At 53.9% G+C, this 16,443-nt stretch carries 13 protein-coding genes; 9 read left to right on the top strand and 4 right to left on the bottom strand.

What is annotated here, in order from left to right; translation table 11 throughout:
• Positions 1 to 265 precede the first annotated feature (265 nt).
• The 7 genes from RAHAQ2_RS21140 to ilvA all read left to right on the top strand — a co-directional run bounded on the left by RAHAQ2_RS21140 (position 266) and on the right by ilvA (position 8,212).
• Positions 266 to 1,504 carry an MFS transporter gene (locus RAHAQ2_RS21140; RefSeq protein WP_015699154.1) on the top strand — a complete coding sequence of 413 codons (1,239 nt, stop codon included), beginning with the start codon at positions 266 to 268 and terminating at the stop codon, positions 1,502 to 1,504.
• Between the two features lie 132 nt (positions 1,505 to 1,636).
• Positions 1,637 to 1,738 (top strand): ilv operon leader peptide, encoded by a 102-nt coding sequence (gene ilvL / locus RAHAQ2_RS25225; protein WP_015699153.1) that lies wholly within the window; start codon positions 1,637 to 1,639, stop codon positions 1,736 to 1,738.
• A 146-nt stretch (positions 1,739 to 1,884) separates the two neighbouring features.
• The gene (gene ilvG, locus RAHAQ2_RS21135) at positions 1,885 to 3,531 is read left to right on the top strand and encodes an acetolactate synthase 2 catalytic subunit (RefSeq protein WP_015699152.1); all 1,647 of its coding nucleotides are present in this window, start codon (positions 1,885 to 1,887) and stop codon (positions 3,529 to 3,531) included.
• Positions 3,528 to 3,791 (top strand): acetolactate synthase 2 small subunit, encoded by a 264-nt coding sequence (gene ilvM / locus RAHAQ2_RS21130; protein ID WP_013577547.1) that lies wholly within the window; start codon positions 3,528 to 3,530, stop codon positions 3,789 to 3,791. Before ilvG ends, ilvM begins: the two co-directional genes overlap by 4 nt.
• A 17-nt stretch (positions 3,792 to 3,808) precedes the next feature.
• Complete coding sequence (locus RAHAQ2_RS21125) at positions 3,809 to 4,738, top strand: branched-chain amino acid transaminase (protein WP_015699151.1); 930 nt, start codon at positions 3,809 to 3,811, stop codon at positions 4,736 to 4,738.
• 73 nt (positions 4,739 to 4,811) lie between these two features.
• Positions 4,812 to 6,662 (top strand): dihydroxy-acid dehydratase, encoded by a 1,851-nt coding sequence (gene ilvD, locus RAHAQ2_RS21120; RefSeq protein ID WP_015699150.1) that lies wholly within the window; start codon positions 4,812 to 4,814, stop codon positions 6,660 to 6,662.
• A 5-nt stretch (positions 6,663 to 6,667) separates the two neighbouring features.
• On the top strand, positions 6,668 to 8,212 hold the full coding sequence (ilvA, locus tag RAHAQ2_RS21115) for a threonine ammonia-lyase, biosynthetic (RefSeq protein WP_015699149.1): 1,545 nt from the start codon (positions 6,668 to 6,670) through the stop codon (positions 8,210 to 8,212).
• Positions 8,213 to 8,261: 49 nt separating this feature from the next.
• Here ilvA and ilvY read toward each other — a convergent pair whose 3' ends face one another.
• Positions 8,262 to 9,143 (bottom strand): HTH-type transcriptional activator IlvY, encoded by an 882-nt coding sequence (gene ilvY, locus RAHAQ2_RS21110; RefSeq protein ID WP_015699148.1) that lies wholly within the window; start codon positions 9,141 to 9,143, stop codon positions 8,262 to 8,264.
• Positions 9,144 to 9,329: 186 nt separating this feature from the next.
• Here ilvY and ilvC point away from each other — a divergent pair, with 186 nt between their 5' ends.
• A complete protein-coding gene (gene ilvC / locus RAHAQ2_RS21105; protein WP_013577542.1) occupies positions 9,330 to 10,805 on the top strand; it encodes a ketol-acid reductoisomerase in 1,476 nt (491 codons plus the stop codon).
• Between the two features lie 194 nt (positions 10,806 to 10,999).
• On the opposite strand, the gene ppiC is transcribed toward ilvC, so the two are convergent.
• Positions 11,000 to 11,281 carry a peptidylprolyl isomerase PpiC gene (gene ppiC / locus RAHAQ2_RS21100; protein WP_015690589.1) on the bottom strand — a complete coding sequence of 94 codons (282 nt, stop codon included), beginning with the start codon at positions 11,279 to 11,281 and terminating at the stop codon, positions 11,000 to 11,002.
• 176 nt (positions 11,282 to 11,457) lie between these two features.
• Here ppiC and rep point away from each other — a divergent pair, with 176 nt between their 5' ends.
• Positions 11,458 to 13,482: a DNA helicase Rep gene (rep, locus tag RAHAQ2_RS21095; protein ID WP_015699147.1), complete on the top strand. Its 2,025-nt coding sequence runs from the start codon at positions 11,458 to 11,460 to the stop codon at positions 13,480 to 13,482.
• 89 nt (positions 13,483 to 13,571) lie between these two features.
• Here rep and gppA read toward each other — a convergent pair whose 3' ends face one another.
• On the bottom strand, positions 13,572 to 15,062 hold the full coding sequence (gppA, locus tag RAHAQ2_RS21090) for a guanosine-5'-triphosphate,3'-diphosphate diphosphatase (protein ID WP_015699146.1): 1,491 nt from the start codon (positions 15,060 to 15,062) through the stop codon (positions 13,572 to 13,574).
• Between the two features lie 6 nt (positions 15,063 to 15,068).
• Entirely contained in the window at positions 15,069 to 16,361 is a 1,293-nt protein-coding gene (rhlB, locus tag RAHAQ2_RS21085; RefSeq protein ID WP_015699145.1) for an ATP-dependent RNA helicase RhlB, read from the bottom strand.
• Between the last annotated feature and the right edge of the window lie 82 nt (positions 16,362 to 16,443).

The following is a 16,443-nucleotide window of genomic DNA, read 5'->3' as shown; positions in this document are numbered from 1 at the left end:
TTTTGTAAGTCAGCCGGTTAGCCCGGCCAGATGCGAGACACGCCGCAATCCCCGCAACACTCCTTAACAGTTTAAGGAGTCTGGAAACAAATTAGCGGACTAATTAAGTTGCCGCTAATACGGGCAGAGGTGTTTAATCTTGCTGTATTTAACAATAAATAAACAAATACAAACACTGATTAACATCTCTCTGCCTGACCAGGGGTTTTTCGGAATGCCCTGATAAGTGCACTGCCTGCAGCTATTCCGGAATAGGGACTCGCCCATGTTTGGTTGGACTTCCCGGCAGCGTAACGTTGCCATCGCCAGCTTTCTGAGCTGGACTCTCGACGCTTTCGATTTCTTCATTTTGGTCTTCCTGCTCAGCGATATCGCTTCGGCTTTTCAGGTGGATATCAAACAAGTCACGCTGGCTATTCTGCTGACGCTGGCCGTGCGACCGATTGGTGCGTTGCTGTTCGGACGCGCGGCGGAAAAGTACGGACGCAAGCCAGTGCTGATGGTTAATATCGCGCTGTTTTCTTTTTTCGAGCTGTGTACGGCGGCAGCGCCTTCACTGACGGTTTTCCTCATCCTTCGCGTGATTTACGGCATTGCGATGGGGGGTGTCTGGGGCGTGGCTTCTTCTCTGGCAATGGAAACCATACCTGACCGTTCCCGTGGCGTGATGTCGGGGATTTTCCAGGCGGGTTATCCGTTTGGTTATCTGCTGGCGGCGGTGGTATATGGCCTGCTGTTTGATGTGGTCGGCTGGCGGGGAATGTTTGTGATTGGGGCGGTACCCATTTTTCTGTTGCCGTTTATCTGGTTCAAAGTGCAGGAGTCACCTGTCTGGCTGGCAGCTCGGGAACGCAACGAAAGTACTGCGCTGATGCCAGTGCTGAAGAAAAACTGGAAGCTGTGTGTTTATCTGGTTGTGCTGATGGCAGGTTTTAATTTCTTCAGCCACGGCACGCAAGATCTCTATCCGACGTTCCTGAAAGTTCAGCATGGTTTCGATGCACATACCGTCAGTTTGATTGCCATCAGCTACAATATCGCGTCCATTATCGGCGGGATTTTCTTCGGTTCACTTTCTGAAAAGATTGGTCGCAAGAAGGCGATTATTATCGCCGCACTGCTTTCACTCCCGGTCATTCCCTTATGGGCATTTTCCGGCGGTTCGTGGATGCTGGGGCTCGGGGCGTTTCTGATGCAGTTTATGGTGCAGGGCGCGTGGGGCGTGGTGCCGACTTATCTGACAGAGCTGGTGCCCGCCAACACCCGCGCGGTTCTGCCGGGATTCGTTTACCAGCTCGGCAACCTCATTGCTTCAGTGAATGCGACGCTTCAGGCCTACATAGCCGAAAGCCATGGACACAATTACGGACTGGCGATGGCGATAGTAGCCGGTACCGTCGCCATCCTGATTTCTGTTCTGGTGGCGTTTGGCCGGGATACCCGCGGAAAAGCGATTACCGGCGCAATAAATAATCAAACTGCAGATCATCGCGCTAAGGTTTGATTTTGCAGACGATTTTTCGATAATTCTGCAACGTGCTGCAAATAATAACGTAAGAAAAGTGTTGTCATTAAACGTCTGACTGTGATAACTCTGTAGGCAATCGTTCGCAATATGAATTTTAGAAACCGAAAAATGAAAGCCCTTCTCCTCGTAGTTAGCCTAGTCGTGATTAGCGTGGTGGTGATTATTATCCCACCGTGCGGGGCTGCACTTGGACGAAGAAAGGCTTATTAAACAAGCCTGAACCTGAAAAGAAACCCCGCACCGAAAGGTCCGGGGTTTTTTTTTGGTCAGGAATTTCAGAGAACAGAGAAGCGGGGTCGGAAAATGAGCAACAGCATAATATTCTGCACTTGTCGCAAAAAGGCAGGAGAATAAAGATGAACGGAGCACAATGGGTAGTACAAGCGTTGCGTGCGCAGGGTGTAAATACAGTATTTGGTTATCCTGGCGGGGCAATCATGCCGGTATACGATGCATTGTATGACGGCGGCGTGGAACACCTGTTGTGCCGGCATGAGCAGGGCGCTGCAATGGCTGCCATCGGCTATGCCCGTTCTACCGGAAAAGTCGGTGTTTGTATCGCCACCTCCGGCCCCGGTGCGACCAACCTGATCACCGGTCTGGCTGACGCGTTGTTAGATTCCGTTCCGCTGGTTGCCATCACCGGTCAGGTCGGTTCTGCTTTCATCGGCACCGATGCTTTCCAGGAAATCGACGTTTTAGGGTTGTCTCTGGCCTGCACCAAACACAGCTTCCTGGTTGAATCGCTGGAAGCGTTGCCGGAAATCATGGCTGAAGCCTTTGCCATTGCCAGCTCCGGTCGTCCGGGCCCGGTTCTGATCGACATCCCGAAAGATATCCAGCTGGCCGTCGGCGAATTACCGCCGCATCTGGTCGCGGTAGAAGAAACTTTCCCGCATCCGGTCGCTGAATTGCAACAAGCCCGCGCGATGATTGCCGCCGCGCAAAAGCCGATGGTTTACGTCGGTGGCGGTGTCGGTATCGCGCAGGCGGTTCCTGCGTTACGTGAGTTTATTTCTGCGACAGGTATGCCAGCGGTAGCCACGCTGAAAGGTCTGGGCGCGCCGGATGCCAGCGACTCGTGTTATCTGGGTATGTTGGGCATGCATGGTACCAAAGCGGCGAATCTGGCCGTTCAGTCTTGTGATTTACTGATTGCCGTCGGTGCGCGCTTCGATGACCGCGTGACCGGCAAGCTGAATACCTTCGCGCCGGAGGCCGCCGTTATCCATATGGATATCGACCCGGCTGAACTGAACAAATTACGTCAGGCGCACGTGGCATTACAGGGTGATTTGAATACGCTGTTACCGGCGCTGCAACAACCCCTGAACATCAACGCTTGGCGTGATGAAGTCATGACGCTGAAAGCGCAGGGTGAATGGCGCTACGATCATCCGGGCGAAGCGATTTATGCGCCGCTGTTACTGAAACAAATCTCTGACCGTAAATCTGCCAGCACGGTGGTGACCACCGACGTCGGTCAGCATCAGATGTGGACCGCGCAACACATGCAGTTCACCCGTCCGGAAAACTTCATCACTTCCAGCGGCCTGGGCACCATGGGTTTCGGCGTTCCTGCCGCCGTCGGCGCACAGGTTGCCCGCCCGGACGATATGGTGATCTGCGTTTCCGGCGACGGTTCGTTCATGATGAACGTTCAGGAACTGGGCACCATCAAGCGAAAACAGTTGCCCGTCAAAATCCTGTTGCTGGATAACCAGCGGTTAGGGATGGTCCGACAGTGGCAGGAACTGTTCTTCGACGGACGCTTCAGTGAAACCAACCTCTCCGATAACCCCGATTTTGTCACGCTGGCCAGCGCATTTAACATCCCCGGCCAACGTATCCACCGTAAAGATCAAGTCGATGCCGCTCTGGACGCTTTCTTCAACAGCGAAGGTCCGTATTTGCTCCAGGTTTCCATCGATGAAAATGAGAATGTCTGGCCGCTGGTTCCACCGGGCGCAGGCAACGAAACCATGCTGGAGAAAATGTCATGATGCAACATAACGTCTCAATTCAGGCTCGCTTCCGCCCCGAAATGTTAGAGCGCGTATTACGCGTTGTCCGTCACCGTGGTTTTCAGGTGTGCGCAATGAACATGACGCCGATGGTCAATGCGGAAAACATAAATATCGAATTGACCGTTGCCAGTCAGCGGCCGGTAGATTTACTGTCTTCACAGTTACGCAAACTTATGGATGTCGCTTGTGTCGAGATCCAGCAACACACATCACAACAAATACGCGCGAATGCGTGAGTAAAGGGACGAGAAGAATGACGAAGAAAGCTGATTACATTTGGTTCAACGGCGAGATGGTTCCGTGGGCAGAAGCGAAAGTCCATGTCATGTCACACGCACTGCATTACGGCACTTCCGTTTTCGAAGGCGTGCGTTGCTACGACTCCCATAAAGGCCCGGTCGTATTCCGTCACCGTGAACACATGCAGCGTCTGCGCGATTCCGCAAAAATTTACCGTATGCCTGTTTCCCAGAGCGTGGATGAGCTGATGGAAGCTTGCCGAGAAACCCTGCGTAAAAACAATCTGGTCAGCGCGTATATCCGTCCGCTGGTATTTGTTGGCGATGTGGGAATGGGCGTTAACCCGCCGGAGGGCTATGAAACTGACGTCATCATCGCCGCCTTCCCGTGGGGCGCATATCTGGGTGAAGAAGCGCTGGAGCAGGGTATCGACGCGATGGTGTCTTCCTGGAACCGCGTTGCCGCCAACACCATTCCAACGGCCGCGAAAGCCGGGGGTAACTACCTGTCCTCATTACTGGTTGGCAGCGAAGCGCGCCGTCACGGTTATCAGGAAGGTATCGCGCTGGACGTTCATGGTTATGTATCTGAAGGCGCAGGCGAAAACCTGTTTGAAGTGAAAGAGGGCATTCTGTTCACGCCGCCATTTACCTCTTCAGCCCTGCCAGGTATCACCCGTGACGCTATTATTAAACTGGCGAAAGACATGGGTCTGGAAGTGCGCGAACAAGTTCTGTCCCGTGAATCCCTGTATCTGGCAGACGAAGTCTTCATGTCTGGTACTGCCGCAGAAATCACCCCGGTGCGCAGCGTTGACGGCATTCAGGTCGGCATCGGCAAACGAGGTCCGGTGACCAAACAAATTCAGGATGCGTTCTTCGGCCTGTTCACCGGCAAAACCGAAGATAAATGGGGTTGGCTGGATCCCATTAATCCTCAATAATCAAAAGAATAAGAATTGCGCAGGTAGCGATATCGCTGCCTGCTAAACAGAAATGATTTGGAGTGAACAGAGCATGCCTAAGTACCGTTCCCACACCACGACGCACGGCCGTAACATGGCTGGCGCCCGCGCATTATGGCGCGCCACCGGCATGACCGATAACGATTTCGGTAAGCCTATTATTGCTGTCGTTAACTCATTTACCCAGTTCGTGCCGGGTCACGTGCACCTGCGCGATCTGGGTAAGCTGGTTGCCGAACAAATCGAAGCGTCCGGCGGCGTGGCGAAAGAATTCAACACCATCGCCGTGGATGACGGGATCGCCATGGGTCATGGCGGCATGTTGTATTCACTGCCTTCACGCGAGCTGATCGCAGACTCCGTGGAATACATGGTGAACGCACACTGCGCCGATGCCATGGTGTGTATCTCCAACTGCGACAAAATCACCCCGGGCATGCTGATGGCGTCACTGCGCCTGAACATTCCGGTGATCTTCGTTTCCGGCGGCCCGATGGAAGCCGGTAAAACTAAACTGTCTGACAAAATCATCAAACTCGACCTGGTCGATGCGATGATTCAGGGCGCAAACCCGAACGTCAGCGATGCCGACAGCGAACAAATCGAACGTTCTGCCTGTCCGACCTGCGGTTCCTGTTCCGGGATGTTCACCGCCAACTCGATGAACTGTCTGACTGAAGCGTTGGGGCTTTCTCAGCCGGGTAACGGTTCATTGCTGGCGACTCACGCTGACCGTAAAGACCTGTTCCTGAACGCCGGTCGTCGCATCGTTGAGCTGACCAAACGTTATTACGAGCAGGACGACGCCAGCGCCTTACCGCGCAGCATCGCCAGCAAAGCCGCATTCGAAAATGCCATGACGCTGGATATCGCCATGGGCGGCTCGACCAACACCGTTCTGCACCTGCTGGCTGCGGCGCAGGAAGGCGAAATCGAATTCGACATGACCGATATCGACCGTCTGTCACGCAAAGTGCCGCACCTGTGTAAAGTCGCGCCAAGTACCCAGAAATATCACATGGAAGACGTGCACCGTGCCGGTGGCGTTCTGGCCATTTTGGGCGAACTGGACCGCGCGAACCTCCTGAACCGCGACGTGAAAAACATTCTCGGCCTGACCCTGAACCAGACGCTGGATCAGTACGACATCATGCTGACCAAAGACGAAGCGGTGAAAAAAATGTTCCGCGCCGGTCCGGCGGGTATCCGTACCACCCAGGCATTTTCACAAGATTGCCGCTGGGACACGCTCGATGATGACCGTGCCGACGGCTGTATCCGTTCACTGGAACATGCGTTTAGCAAAGACGGCGGTCTGGCCGTGCTTTACGGCAACATCGCGCAAGCGGGCAGCATCGTGAAAACCGCAGGCGTGGATGAATCCAACCTGACCTTCCGGGGTCCGGCCAAAGTGTACGAAAGCCAGGATGATGCCGTTTCCGCGATCCTCGGCGGCAAAGTGGTTTCCGGCGACGTTGTGGTTATCCGTTACGAAGGGCCAAAAGGCGGGCCGGGCATGCAGGAAATGCTGTATCCGACCACCTATCTGAAATCCATGGGTCTCGGCAAAGAGTGTGCGCTGATCACTGACGGCCGCTTCTCCGGCGGGACTTCCGGTCTGTCCATCGGCCACGTTTCTCCGGAAGCGGGCAGCGGCGGTTTGATTGCGCTGGTGGAAGATGGCGACATCATCGACATCGATATTCCAAACCGCAAAATGGTGCTGGATGTGCCCGCGGCAGAACTGGCGGCGCGTCACGAAGCTGAACTGGCCCGCGGCGACAAAGCCTGGACGCCGAAAAACCGTGAACGAGTGGTCTCCCTTGCGCTGCGTGCTTACGCATTGCTGGCAACCAGCGCGGACAAAGGCGCAGTACGCGACAAGTCTAAGCTGGGAGGCTGACAGTCATGGCGGTATCACAACCTCTACCCGACCAGCCGTGCGGCGCAGAATATCTGCGTGCCGTGCTGCGTGCGCCGGTTTATGAAGTCGCTCAGGTGACGCCTTTGCAGGTCATGGAAAAGATCTCTTCCCGGTTGGGTAACACCATTCTGGTGAAGAGGGAGGATCGCCAGGCCGTTCACAGTTTTAAACTGCGCGGCGCCTATTCGATGATCGCCAGCCTGACGGAAGAACAGGCTGCGCGTGGTGTCATCACCGCGTCTGCGGGAAATCACGCGCAGGGTGTTGCATTGTCGGCGACCAAAAAAGGCATCAAATCGCTGATTGTGATGCCGGTTGCCACCGCGGATATCAAAGTGGATGCCGTGCGTAACTTTGGCGGCGAAATTTTGCTGCATGGTGCCAATTTCGATGAGGCGAAAGCCAAAGCGATCACGCTGTCGCAGGAACAGGGCATGACGTTTGTGCCCCCGTTCGACCATCCGGCGGTGATCGCCGGACAGGGCACGCTGGCGATGGAACTGCTGCAACAGGATGCGCATCTCGACCGCGTATTCGTGCCTGTCGGCGGAGGTGGTCTGGCCGCCGGTGTCGCCGTACTGATCAAACAATTGATGCCACAGATTCAGGTCATCGGCGTCGAAGCTGAAGATTCTGCCTGCCTGCGCGCGGCAATGGATGCCGGTGAACCGGTGGATCTGGCGCGTGTGGGTTTGTTTGCGGAAGGCGTGGCAGTGAAACGTATCGGCAACGAAACGTTCCGTTTGTGTCGCGAATATCTTGATGACGTCATCACCGTTGACAGCGATTCCATTTGTGCGGCAGTGAAAGATTTGTTCGAAGATGTGCGCGCGATTGCGGAACCTTCCGGTGCGCTGGCGCTGGCGGGGCTGAAAAAATACGTGCAGCAGCACAACATTCAGGGTGAACGTCTGGCGCATGTGCTTTCCGGCGCGAACGTCAATTTCCACGGCCTGCGTTATGTGTCAGAACGCTGCGAGCTGGGCGAGCAACGCGAAGCACTGCTGGCGGTGACCATACCTGAGCGTAAAGGCAGCTTCCTGAAATTCTGTCAGTTGCTGGGTGGCCGTTCGGTGACGGAGTTTAACTACCGTTATGCCGATGCGGACAACGCCTGCATATTTGTCGGCGTACGTCTGACACGCGGCCATGCGGAACGTCAGGAGATTATCGCGGAACTCAATCATGACGGTTATCAGGTCGTGGATTTGTCCGACGATGAAATGGCAAAACTTCACGTGCGTTACATGGTGGGCGGGCGTCCGACCAAGCCTCTGCGCGAGCGGCTTTACAGCTTTGAATTCCCGGAATCGCCGGGCGCGTTGCTGAAATTCCTGCACACGCTGGGTACGCACTGGAATATATCGTTGTTCCATTACCGTAGCCACGGCACCGATTTTGGCCGTGTGCTGGCGGCCTTTGAGCTGAACGAAGAAGAGCCGGAGTTCGAGAAGAACCTGTCGGCGCTGGGTTATGACTGTCACAACGAAAGTGATAATCCGGCGTTCCGCTTCTTCCTGGCGGGCTAAAAACTCAACGGGGCATCTGAAAAGTGCCCCTTTTTTATTCTGTAAATGTTCAGAGCAACTGCCAGAACGCGTCGATCAGGGGTTCGTTCAGGCGTTTTTTCTGCACGCAGACGCCCAGCTCCAGCGGCGCGCCGAGCGTGACGTTATCCAGAACAGAAATACGGTTGCGCACCGGTTCCGGGCTGTTATCGACCACCACGGACGGGATCAGCGCGATGCCGCAACCAAGCGCGACCATCGACACAATGGCTTCATGGCCGGACACCGTGGCATAAATCAGCGGATTGCTCAGTCGGTTGCGTTTAAACCAGACGTCGATGCGTTTTCGCGCCGGGCCATGCTCCGGCAGGATGAACGGAATTTGTGACCAGTCCGGATGCGGTTCGCTGACTTGCGTGCGAACGGCGCAAGGCAGGGAAGGGGAAATCAGGATCATCGGAATTTCGCCGATCTGTGTGAAATCGACACTGCCCGGCAAACTTTCCGGACGACCAGCGATCCCCAGATCCGCTTCGGTGGACTGGACTTTTTCAACCGCATCTGCGGCATCACCGGTGGTGAGTTTGATTTCTACCAGCGGATGCTGTGCACGGAAACGGTCAAGGATCGGCGGCAAATGGCTGTAGGCAGCGGTTACCGAGCAAAAAAGTCGCAATTCGCCGCTCAGTGTCGGGCCATGCTGATCCAGCCCGCTGCGCAGTTGCTGATAATGCAGCAGCGTTTGCTGAGCAAAGTTTTTGAGTTGTTCACCTGCACTGGTCAGTTGCACGGTGCGGTTATCACGCTGAAATAACGGCTGGCCGAGTTCTTCTTCCAGCCGCTGGATCTGGCGTGACAATGTGGACGGGCTGACATGCATCGCCTTTGACGAACGGCCAAAATGGCGGCTTTCCGCCAGATGTAAAAACAGTTTCAGATCACGTAAGTCCATATCGAATACCCGGCTTTTTAGTTTCACAGGAATCAAACGAAGTATATTGCAGAATCTGCAACATCATCTTCGTAATATATCAATTTAAGCAATGTGTCGCATGACATATAGTGAATTCACGGCGTTCACCGGTTCACCGGTGAAACAAAAAATAACAGCACTTACCTCGATAGAACGGAGCAAGACATGGCTAACTATTTCAACACACTGAACCTGCGTCAGCAGCTGGCACAACTGGGCAAATGCCGCTTCATGGGTCGCGATGAATTCGCGGACGAAGCCAGCTACCTCAAAGGTAAAAAAGTGGTGATTGTAGGCTGTGGTGCACAGGGCCTGAACCAGGGTCTGAACATGCGTGATTCCGGTCTGGATGTGTCCTACACCCTGCGTGCAGAAGCCATTGCTGAAAAGCGTGCTTCTTGGCGAAAAGCGACCGAAAACGGCTTTAAAGTTGGCACATATGAAGAACTGATCCCCCAGGCGGATCTGGTTATCAACCTGACGCCAGATAAACAGCACAGCGCTGTAGTGAAAGCGGTTCAGCCTCTGATGAAAGATGGCGCAACCCTGGGTTATTCCCACGGCTTCAACATCGTTGAAGTGGGCGAGCAAATCCGTAAAGACATCACCGTGGTGATGGTTGCCCCGAAATGTCCGGGTACCGAAGTGCGTGAAGAATACAAACGTGGTTTCGGTGTACCTACACTGATCGCGGTTCACCCGGAAAACGACCCGAAAGGTGAAGGCATGGCGATTGCCAAAGCCTGGGCAGCAGCGACCGGCGGTCACCGTGCGGGCGTTCTGCAGTCTTCCTTCGTGGCTGAAGTGAAATCTGACCTGATGGGCGAGCAGACTATCCTGTGTGGTATGTTGCAGGCGGGTTCACTGCTGTGCTTCGACAAACTGGTTGCTGACGGTGTTGATGAAGCCTACGCAGAAAAATTGCTGCAGTTCGGCTGGGAAACCATCACCGAAGCGCTGAAGCAAGGCGGTATCACGCTGATGATGGACAGACTGTCCAACCCGGCGAAACTGCGTGCTTATGCGTTGTCCGAACAACTGAAAGAGATCATGGCGCCACTGTTCCAGAAACACATGGACGATATTATCTCCGGTGAATTCTCCAGCGGCATGATGGCTGACTGGGCGAATGACGACAAGAAACTGCTGACCTGGCGTGAAGAAACGGGCGCAACTGCGTTCGAGAACGCACCACAGTTCGAGGGTAAAATCTCCGAGCAGGAATACTTCGACCACGGCGTTGTGATGATTGCGATGGTGAAAGCAGGCGTTGAGCTGGCCTTCGAAACCATGGTGGCTTCCGGCATCATCGAAGAATCTGCCTACTACGAATCACTGCACGAACTGCCGCTGATCGCCAACACCGTTGCGCGTAAGCGTCTGTACGAAATGAACGTGGTTATCTCTGATACGGCTGAATACGGTAATTACCTGTTCGCTAACGCTGCGGTACCGTTGCTGAAAGAGTTCATGACGACCCTGCAGGCAGGCGATCTGGGCAAATCAGTGGCTGAAACCCAGGTTGATAATGCGCAACTGCGCGACGTTAACGAAGCGATCCGTAACCATCCAATCGAGTCAATCGGCCGCACTCTGCGTGGCTATATGACCGATATGAAGCGCATCGCCGTCGCAAGCTGATCCCCTTCATACTTCAAGTTACAGATGCGTTGGCTGCGTTCGGTCACCCGAATCACTTACTTGAGTAAGCTCATCGGGATTCTCTCGCTTGCCGCCTTCCTGTAACTCGAATTATTCGGGGCTCCAGGAAATACACAAAAGGGCACTGCATGAAAATGCGGTGCCCTTTCTTTTGGTTCTGGCTGAAGCAGAACTTAGTTGCGGTACAAAATCTTAATGATGTGGTAACCGAACTGAGTGTGCAACGGGCCCTGTGGCTCGATCAGGGGTGCAGAGAAAACCACTTTATCGAAAGCCGGCACCATGGCACCTTGCTTGAATTCACCTAAATGGCCACCTTTCTTCCCTGACGGGCAGGTAGAGTGCTTTTTAGCCAGCTTCTCAAAATCGCCACCGTTCTTCAGTTGTTCCAGAAGATCAAGCGCCTGTGCTTCTTCCTTTACCAGGATGTGCATTGCTGCGGCAGTTTTTGCCATGATAAGACCTTTTTTGCGAGAGTGTTTCCAGGCGGGTAATGTAACATCTGCAACCACCTGAGTGGAATCCGGCCTGTGTTCCGGGATAACAAATTGCACGGTAAAGCCAGTCAATCTCAGCCGACGTTTCTGCTACAATCGCCGTCCTTGTCCATCAGGTGAGCAAAAAATACGCCATGCGATTAAACCCCAGCCAACAACATGCCGTCGAATTCGTCACCGGACCCTGCCTGGTTCTGGCGGGGGCCGGTTCCGGCAAAACCAGGGTGATTACCAATAAAATCGCACACCTGATCCGTGAATGTGGCTATCAGGCGCGCCACATTGCGGCGGTAACCTTTACCAATAAAGCGGCGCGCGAAATGAAAGAGCGTGTCGGGCAAACTCTCGGGCGAAAAGAGGCGCGGGGCTTGCTGATCGCCACATTTCATACGCTCGGGCTGGAAATCATCAAACGTGAATTTGCCGCGCTGGGCATGAAATCCAACTTCTCTTTATTTGACGATCAGGATCAGCTGGCGCTGCTTAAAGAGCTGAGCGAAAAATGGCTGGAGAACGACAAGACATTATTGCAGCAGTTGATATCGACGATCTCAAACTGGAAAAACGATCTGGTTGATCCTGCCCATGCCGCCGGTCTGGCGCGATCAGAACGCGATCAAATCTTCGCGCACTGCTACAGCCTTTATCATGACCATATGCGCGCGTGTAATATTCTCGATTTCGATGACCTGATCCTGTTGCCGACGTTGCTGCTGCAAAGTAATGAAGAAGTGCGTGAACGCTGGCAGAACAAATTGCGTTATCTGCTGGTTGATGAATATCAGGACACTAACACCAGCCAGTACATGATGGTGAAACTTCTGGTCGGTAACCGCGCGCGTTTCACCGTGGTGGGCGACGATGACCAGTCGATTTACTCCTGGCGTGGCGCACGGCCACAAAATCTGGTGCTGCTGAAAGAAGACTTCCCGCAGTTACAGGTCATCAAGCTGGAGCAGAACTACCGATCCACCCAGCGTATTCTGAAAGCCGCCAACATCCTGATTGCCAATAACCCGCATGTGTTCGAGAAGCGTTTGTTCTCTGAACTGGCTTACGGGGAATCGCTGAAGGTCGTGACGGCGAACAATGAAGATCATGAATCCGAGCGGGTGGTCGGTGAACTGATTGCCCATCACTTCATCAATAAAACCGCTTACGGCGATTACGCAATTCTTTACCGCGGTAACCACCAGTCACGTTTGTTCGAAAAAATGCTGATGCAGAACCGCATTCCGTACCGGATTTCCGGCGGAACATCATTCTTTTCCCGCCCCGAAATTAAAGACCTGCTGGCCTATCTGCGTGTGCTGACTAACCCGGATGACGACAGCGCTTTCCTGCGCATCGTTAACACGCCGCGTCGTGAAATCGGTGCCGCCACCTTGCAGAAACTGGGCGAGTGGGCGAATCAGCGCAATAAAGGGCTGTTCAAAGCCAGTTTTGATATGGGACTGAGCCAGTATCTGACCGGGCGCGGACTGGAATCCCTGCAACGTTTCACGCACTGGATGGGTAATATTTCAGCGCTGGCTGAACGTGAACCGGTTGCAGCGGTGCGGGATTTGATTCACGGCGTCGATTACGAAAGCTGGTTGTTTGAAACCTCTCCGAGCCCGAAAGCTGCTGAAATGCGCATGAAAAACGTCAATCAGCTGTTCAGCTGGATGACGGAAATGCTGGAAGGTACCGATCTGGATGAACCCATGACGCTCACTCAGGTGGTCACCCGCTTCACGCTGCGTGACATGATGGAACGCGGCGAAAACGACGAAGAACTGGACCAGGTTCAACTGATGACGCTGCATGCCTCGAAGGGGCTGGAGTTCCCGTATGTGTATCTGGTTGGCATGGAAGAAGGTCTGTTGCCGCATCAGAGCAGCATCGATGAAGACAACGTGGATGAAGAACGGCGTCTGGCGTATGTGGGTATCACCCGGGCACAGAAAGAGCTGACGTTTACACTCTGCCGCGAGCGGCGTCAGTACGGCGAACTGATCCGTCCTGAACCGAGCCGCTTCCTGCTGGAATTACCGCAGGATGATCTGGCCTGGGAAAGCGAACGTAAAGTGGTGAGCGCACAGGAACGCATGGTAAAAGGGCAAAGCCATCTGGAGAAAATCCGCGAGCAACTGGCGAAAGCGAAAGGCGGCAATTAGCTATTAAACATGAGCCATTAAAAAAGCAGAGGCTGATTAATCAGGTCTCTGCTTTTCATTTTTTCGTGATAACGGTTTACAGTTGCTTATCACTGTTCTTCGACAAACAGTGGCCAGTGGACATAACTTTGCCAGTGGCTTTCCTGTTCTAACTCTTCAGCGCGCAGAGGATGCTGTTCCAGCCAGCCCTGCGGCACAATCACACTCAGTTCATCATCGTTGGCACGTAAACGCACTGCAGGCAATGTGTCGTCGCGTCGACGGCTGGCAAATATGATTGCCAGACGCAGAATACGACAAAGACGTTGCGCCTGACGCGGCGGCACGGCGTTTTGCTCATTGAGCAAGGGTAAATCAAGCGTGTTGTTCTGGTTTTGCAGTAACGTCGCCAGCAGTTTTTTCTGTGCCGGCGTGAAACCCGGTAAATCCAGATGACGGATCAGATAGGCTGCGTGATGTGGTGCTTTCTTGAAATCGACACTCAGACCAATTTCGTGGATCAGGCAGGCACTGTTAAGCAGTTCACGGGCACGGGCATCCAGCTTCCATTCCTGAGCTACCTGCAGCGAAAAGTTCTCGGCCAGTTGCGCCACACGTTCGGCCTGCTCGTTATCCAGCAGGTAACGGCGTTGCAGATTTCGCAGCGTACGCTGGCGGATATCCTGCTCAATTGGCAAATGCAGCATGCCGTAAACCAGCCCCTCACGCAGCGCGCCACCCGCCAGTGTCATCATTTCGATGTTCAGCGTTTTGAAAATGGCGATCAGAATTGACAGTCCGCTCGGGAAAACCAGCGCACGTTCGAGGGTAAGTCCTTCAATCTCCAGCTCTTCCAGCTTGCCGCACTGAATAGCACGCTGTTTGAGCTGCTGAAGTTTAGGCAGCGTGATGCGTTCATCCATGCCCTGAGCAACCATGATTTCCTGCAAGGCCTGCACGGTACCCGATGCGCCGACACAAATCTGCCAGCCATTGGCAATCAGCTCCGGTGCCACAGGCAGGATCATGTCGGTCGCAGCCTGTTCAGCCTGATCGAAGTTTTCTTTTGCCAGATTTCGATCCGCAAAATAGCGCTCCAGCCAGGTGACGCAGCCCATAGAAAGGCTGTAAAGCGTGGTGGCCTGAGCCCCAATGCCGGTCACCAGTTCTGTGCTGCCGCCGCCTATATCGACGACCAGCCGTTTATCCGGCCCGCCCGTGGTGTGGGCAACGCCGTGATAAATCAGACGCGCTTCTTCTTCACCGGTAATGACCTGAATCGGACAGCCGAGGATTTCCTGCGCTTTGCCCAGAAACTCGTCGGCATTGCTGGCCAGTCGCAACGTTGCGGTGGCAACGACGCGGATCTGATCACGCGGGATATCCTGCAATCTTTCAGAAAACAGCTTCAGGCATTGCCAGCCACGCTGCATCGCTTCCTGAGAAAGCAGGTTTTGTTTATCCAGACCGGCAGCCAGTCGCACTTTGCGCTTAATTCTGGCGAGGGTCTGGATACTGCCTGCCACCTCACGAACAACCAGCATGTGAAAGCTGTTAGAGCCCAGATCAATCGCTGCATACAGTGAGGTGGAACTTAACATAGGTTATCAGCCCGGACGTTTACGGTTGCTACGTGGTGCACTGCTGCGACGTGAAGACGAATTGCTGTTGCGACGCGGGCCGTTACCGGTGCGCGTGCGGGCAAGACGTTTTGCAGGAGGCAAATCAGTTAACAGCGCATCGCTGTTGTATTTACTGACCGGAATGCTGTGGCCGGTATAGGTTTCAATTGCCGGCAGATTCAGGGCATATTCTTCACACGCCAGGCTGATGGAATGACCACTCAGACCCGCGCGGCCGGTACGGCCAATACGGTGTACGTAGTCTTCACAGTCGTCAGGCAGGTCATAGTTGAAGACGTGCGTCACGGCAGGAATGTGCAAACCACGGGCAGCAACGTCGGTCGCAACCAGAATATCCAGCGTGCCTTTCGTGAAGTCTTCCAGAACGCGAAGGCGTTTTTTCTGCGGAACGTCACCGGTCAGCAAACCGACACGGTGTCCGTCGGCAGCCAGATGGCCCCAGACATCTTCACAACGGTGTTTGGTGTTTGCAAAAATAATGCAGCGATCCGGCCATTCTTCTTCAATCAGCGTCTGTAACAGGCGCATTTTTTCTTCATTTGAAGGATAGAACAGCTCTTCTTTAATGCGGTGGCCGGTTTTTTGTTCCGGTTCGATTTCAATCGACTCGGCATTATTCATGTTTTCGAACGCCAGTTCTTTCACACGATAGGAAAGCGTTGCTGAGAACAGCATGTTCAGGCGTTGATTCGCAGGAGGCATCCGGCGGAACAACCAGCGGATATCTTTGATGAAGCCCAGATCGAACATACGGTCTGCTTCATCCAGTACCACCACCTGGATCGCGCCCAGGTCGATGTAGTTCTGTTTAGTGTAATCGATTAAACGGCCAGTGGTTCCGATCAGGATATCCACGCCGCTTTCCAGTACTTTTAACTGTTTGTCGTAACCGTCGCCGCCATACGCCAGACCTAATTTCAGCCCGGTAGATTCAGATAATGCTTCGGCGTCGGAGTGGATCTGCACCGCGAGTTCACGCGTAGGTGCCATGATCAAGGCACGCGGCTGGTTAGTCTGACGACCTTCCGCAGCGGGGTGAGAAAGCAGATAATGGAAAGTAGACGCTAAAAAAGCCAGCGTCTTGCCGGTACCGGTTTGCGCCTGACCTGCAACATCACGCCCAGCGAGCGTGATTGGCAGTGCCAATGCCTGAATAGGAGTACAGTAATGGAAGCCTTTCTTTTCAAGGGCTTCTACTGCCAGCGGGTGCAGGGCGAAGTCGGAAAACTTCTGTTCGGTCAAGTGTGTTTTGCTCATAGTGTGGTAGAATATCAGCTAACTATTGCTTTACGAAAGCGTATCCGGTGAAATAAAGTCAACCTGATGTTGGTTAATGCTA

It is taken from the genome of Rahnella aquatilis CIP 78.65 = ATCC 33071 (assembly GCF_000241955.1).
GTDB lineage: Bacteria > Pseudomonadota > Gammaproteobacteria > Enterobacterales > Enterobacteriaceae > Rahnella > Rahnella aquatilis.
This window is presented reverse-complemented; position numbering and strand designations above follow the sequence as displayed.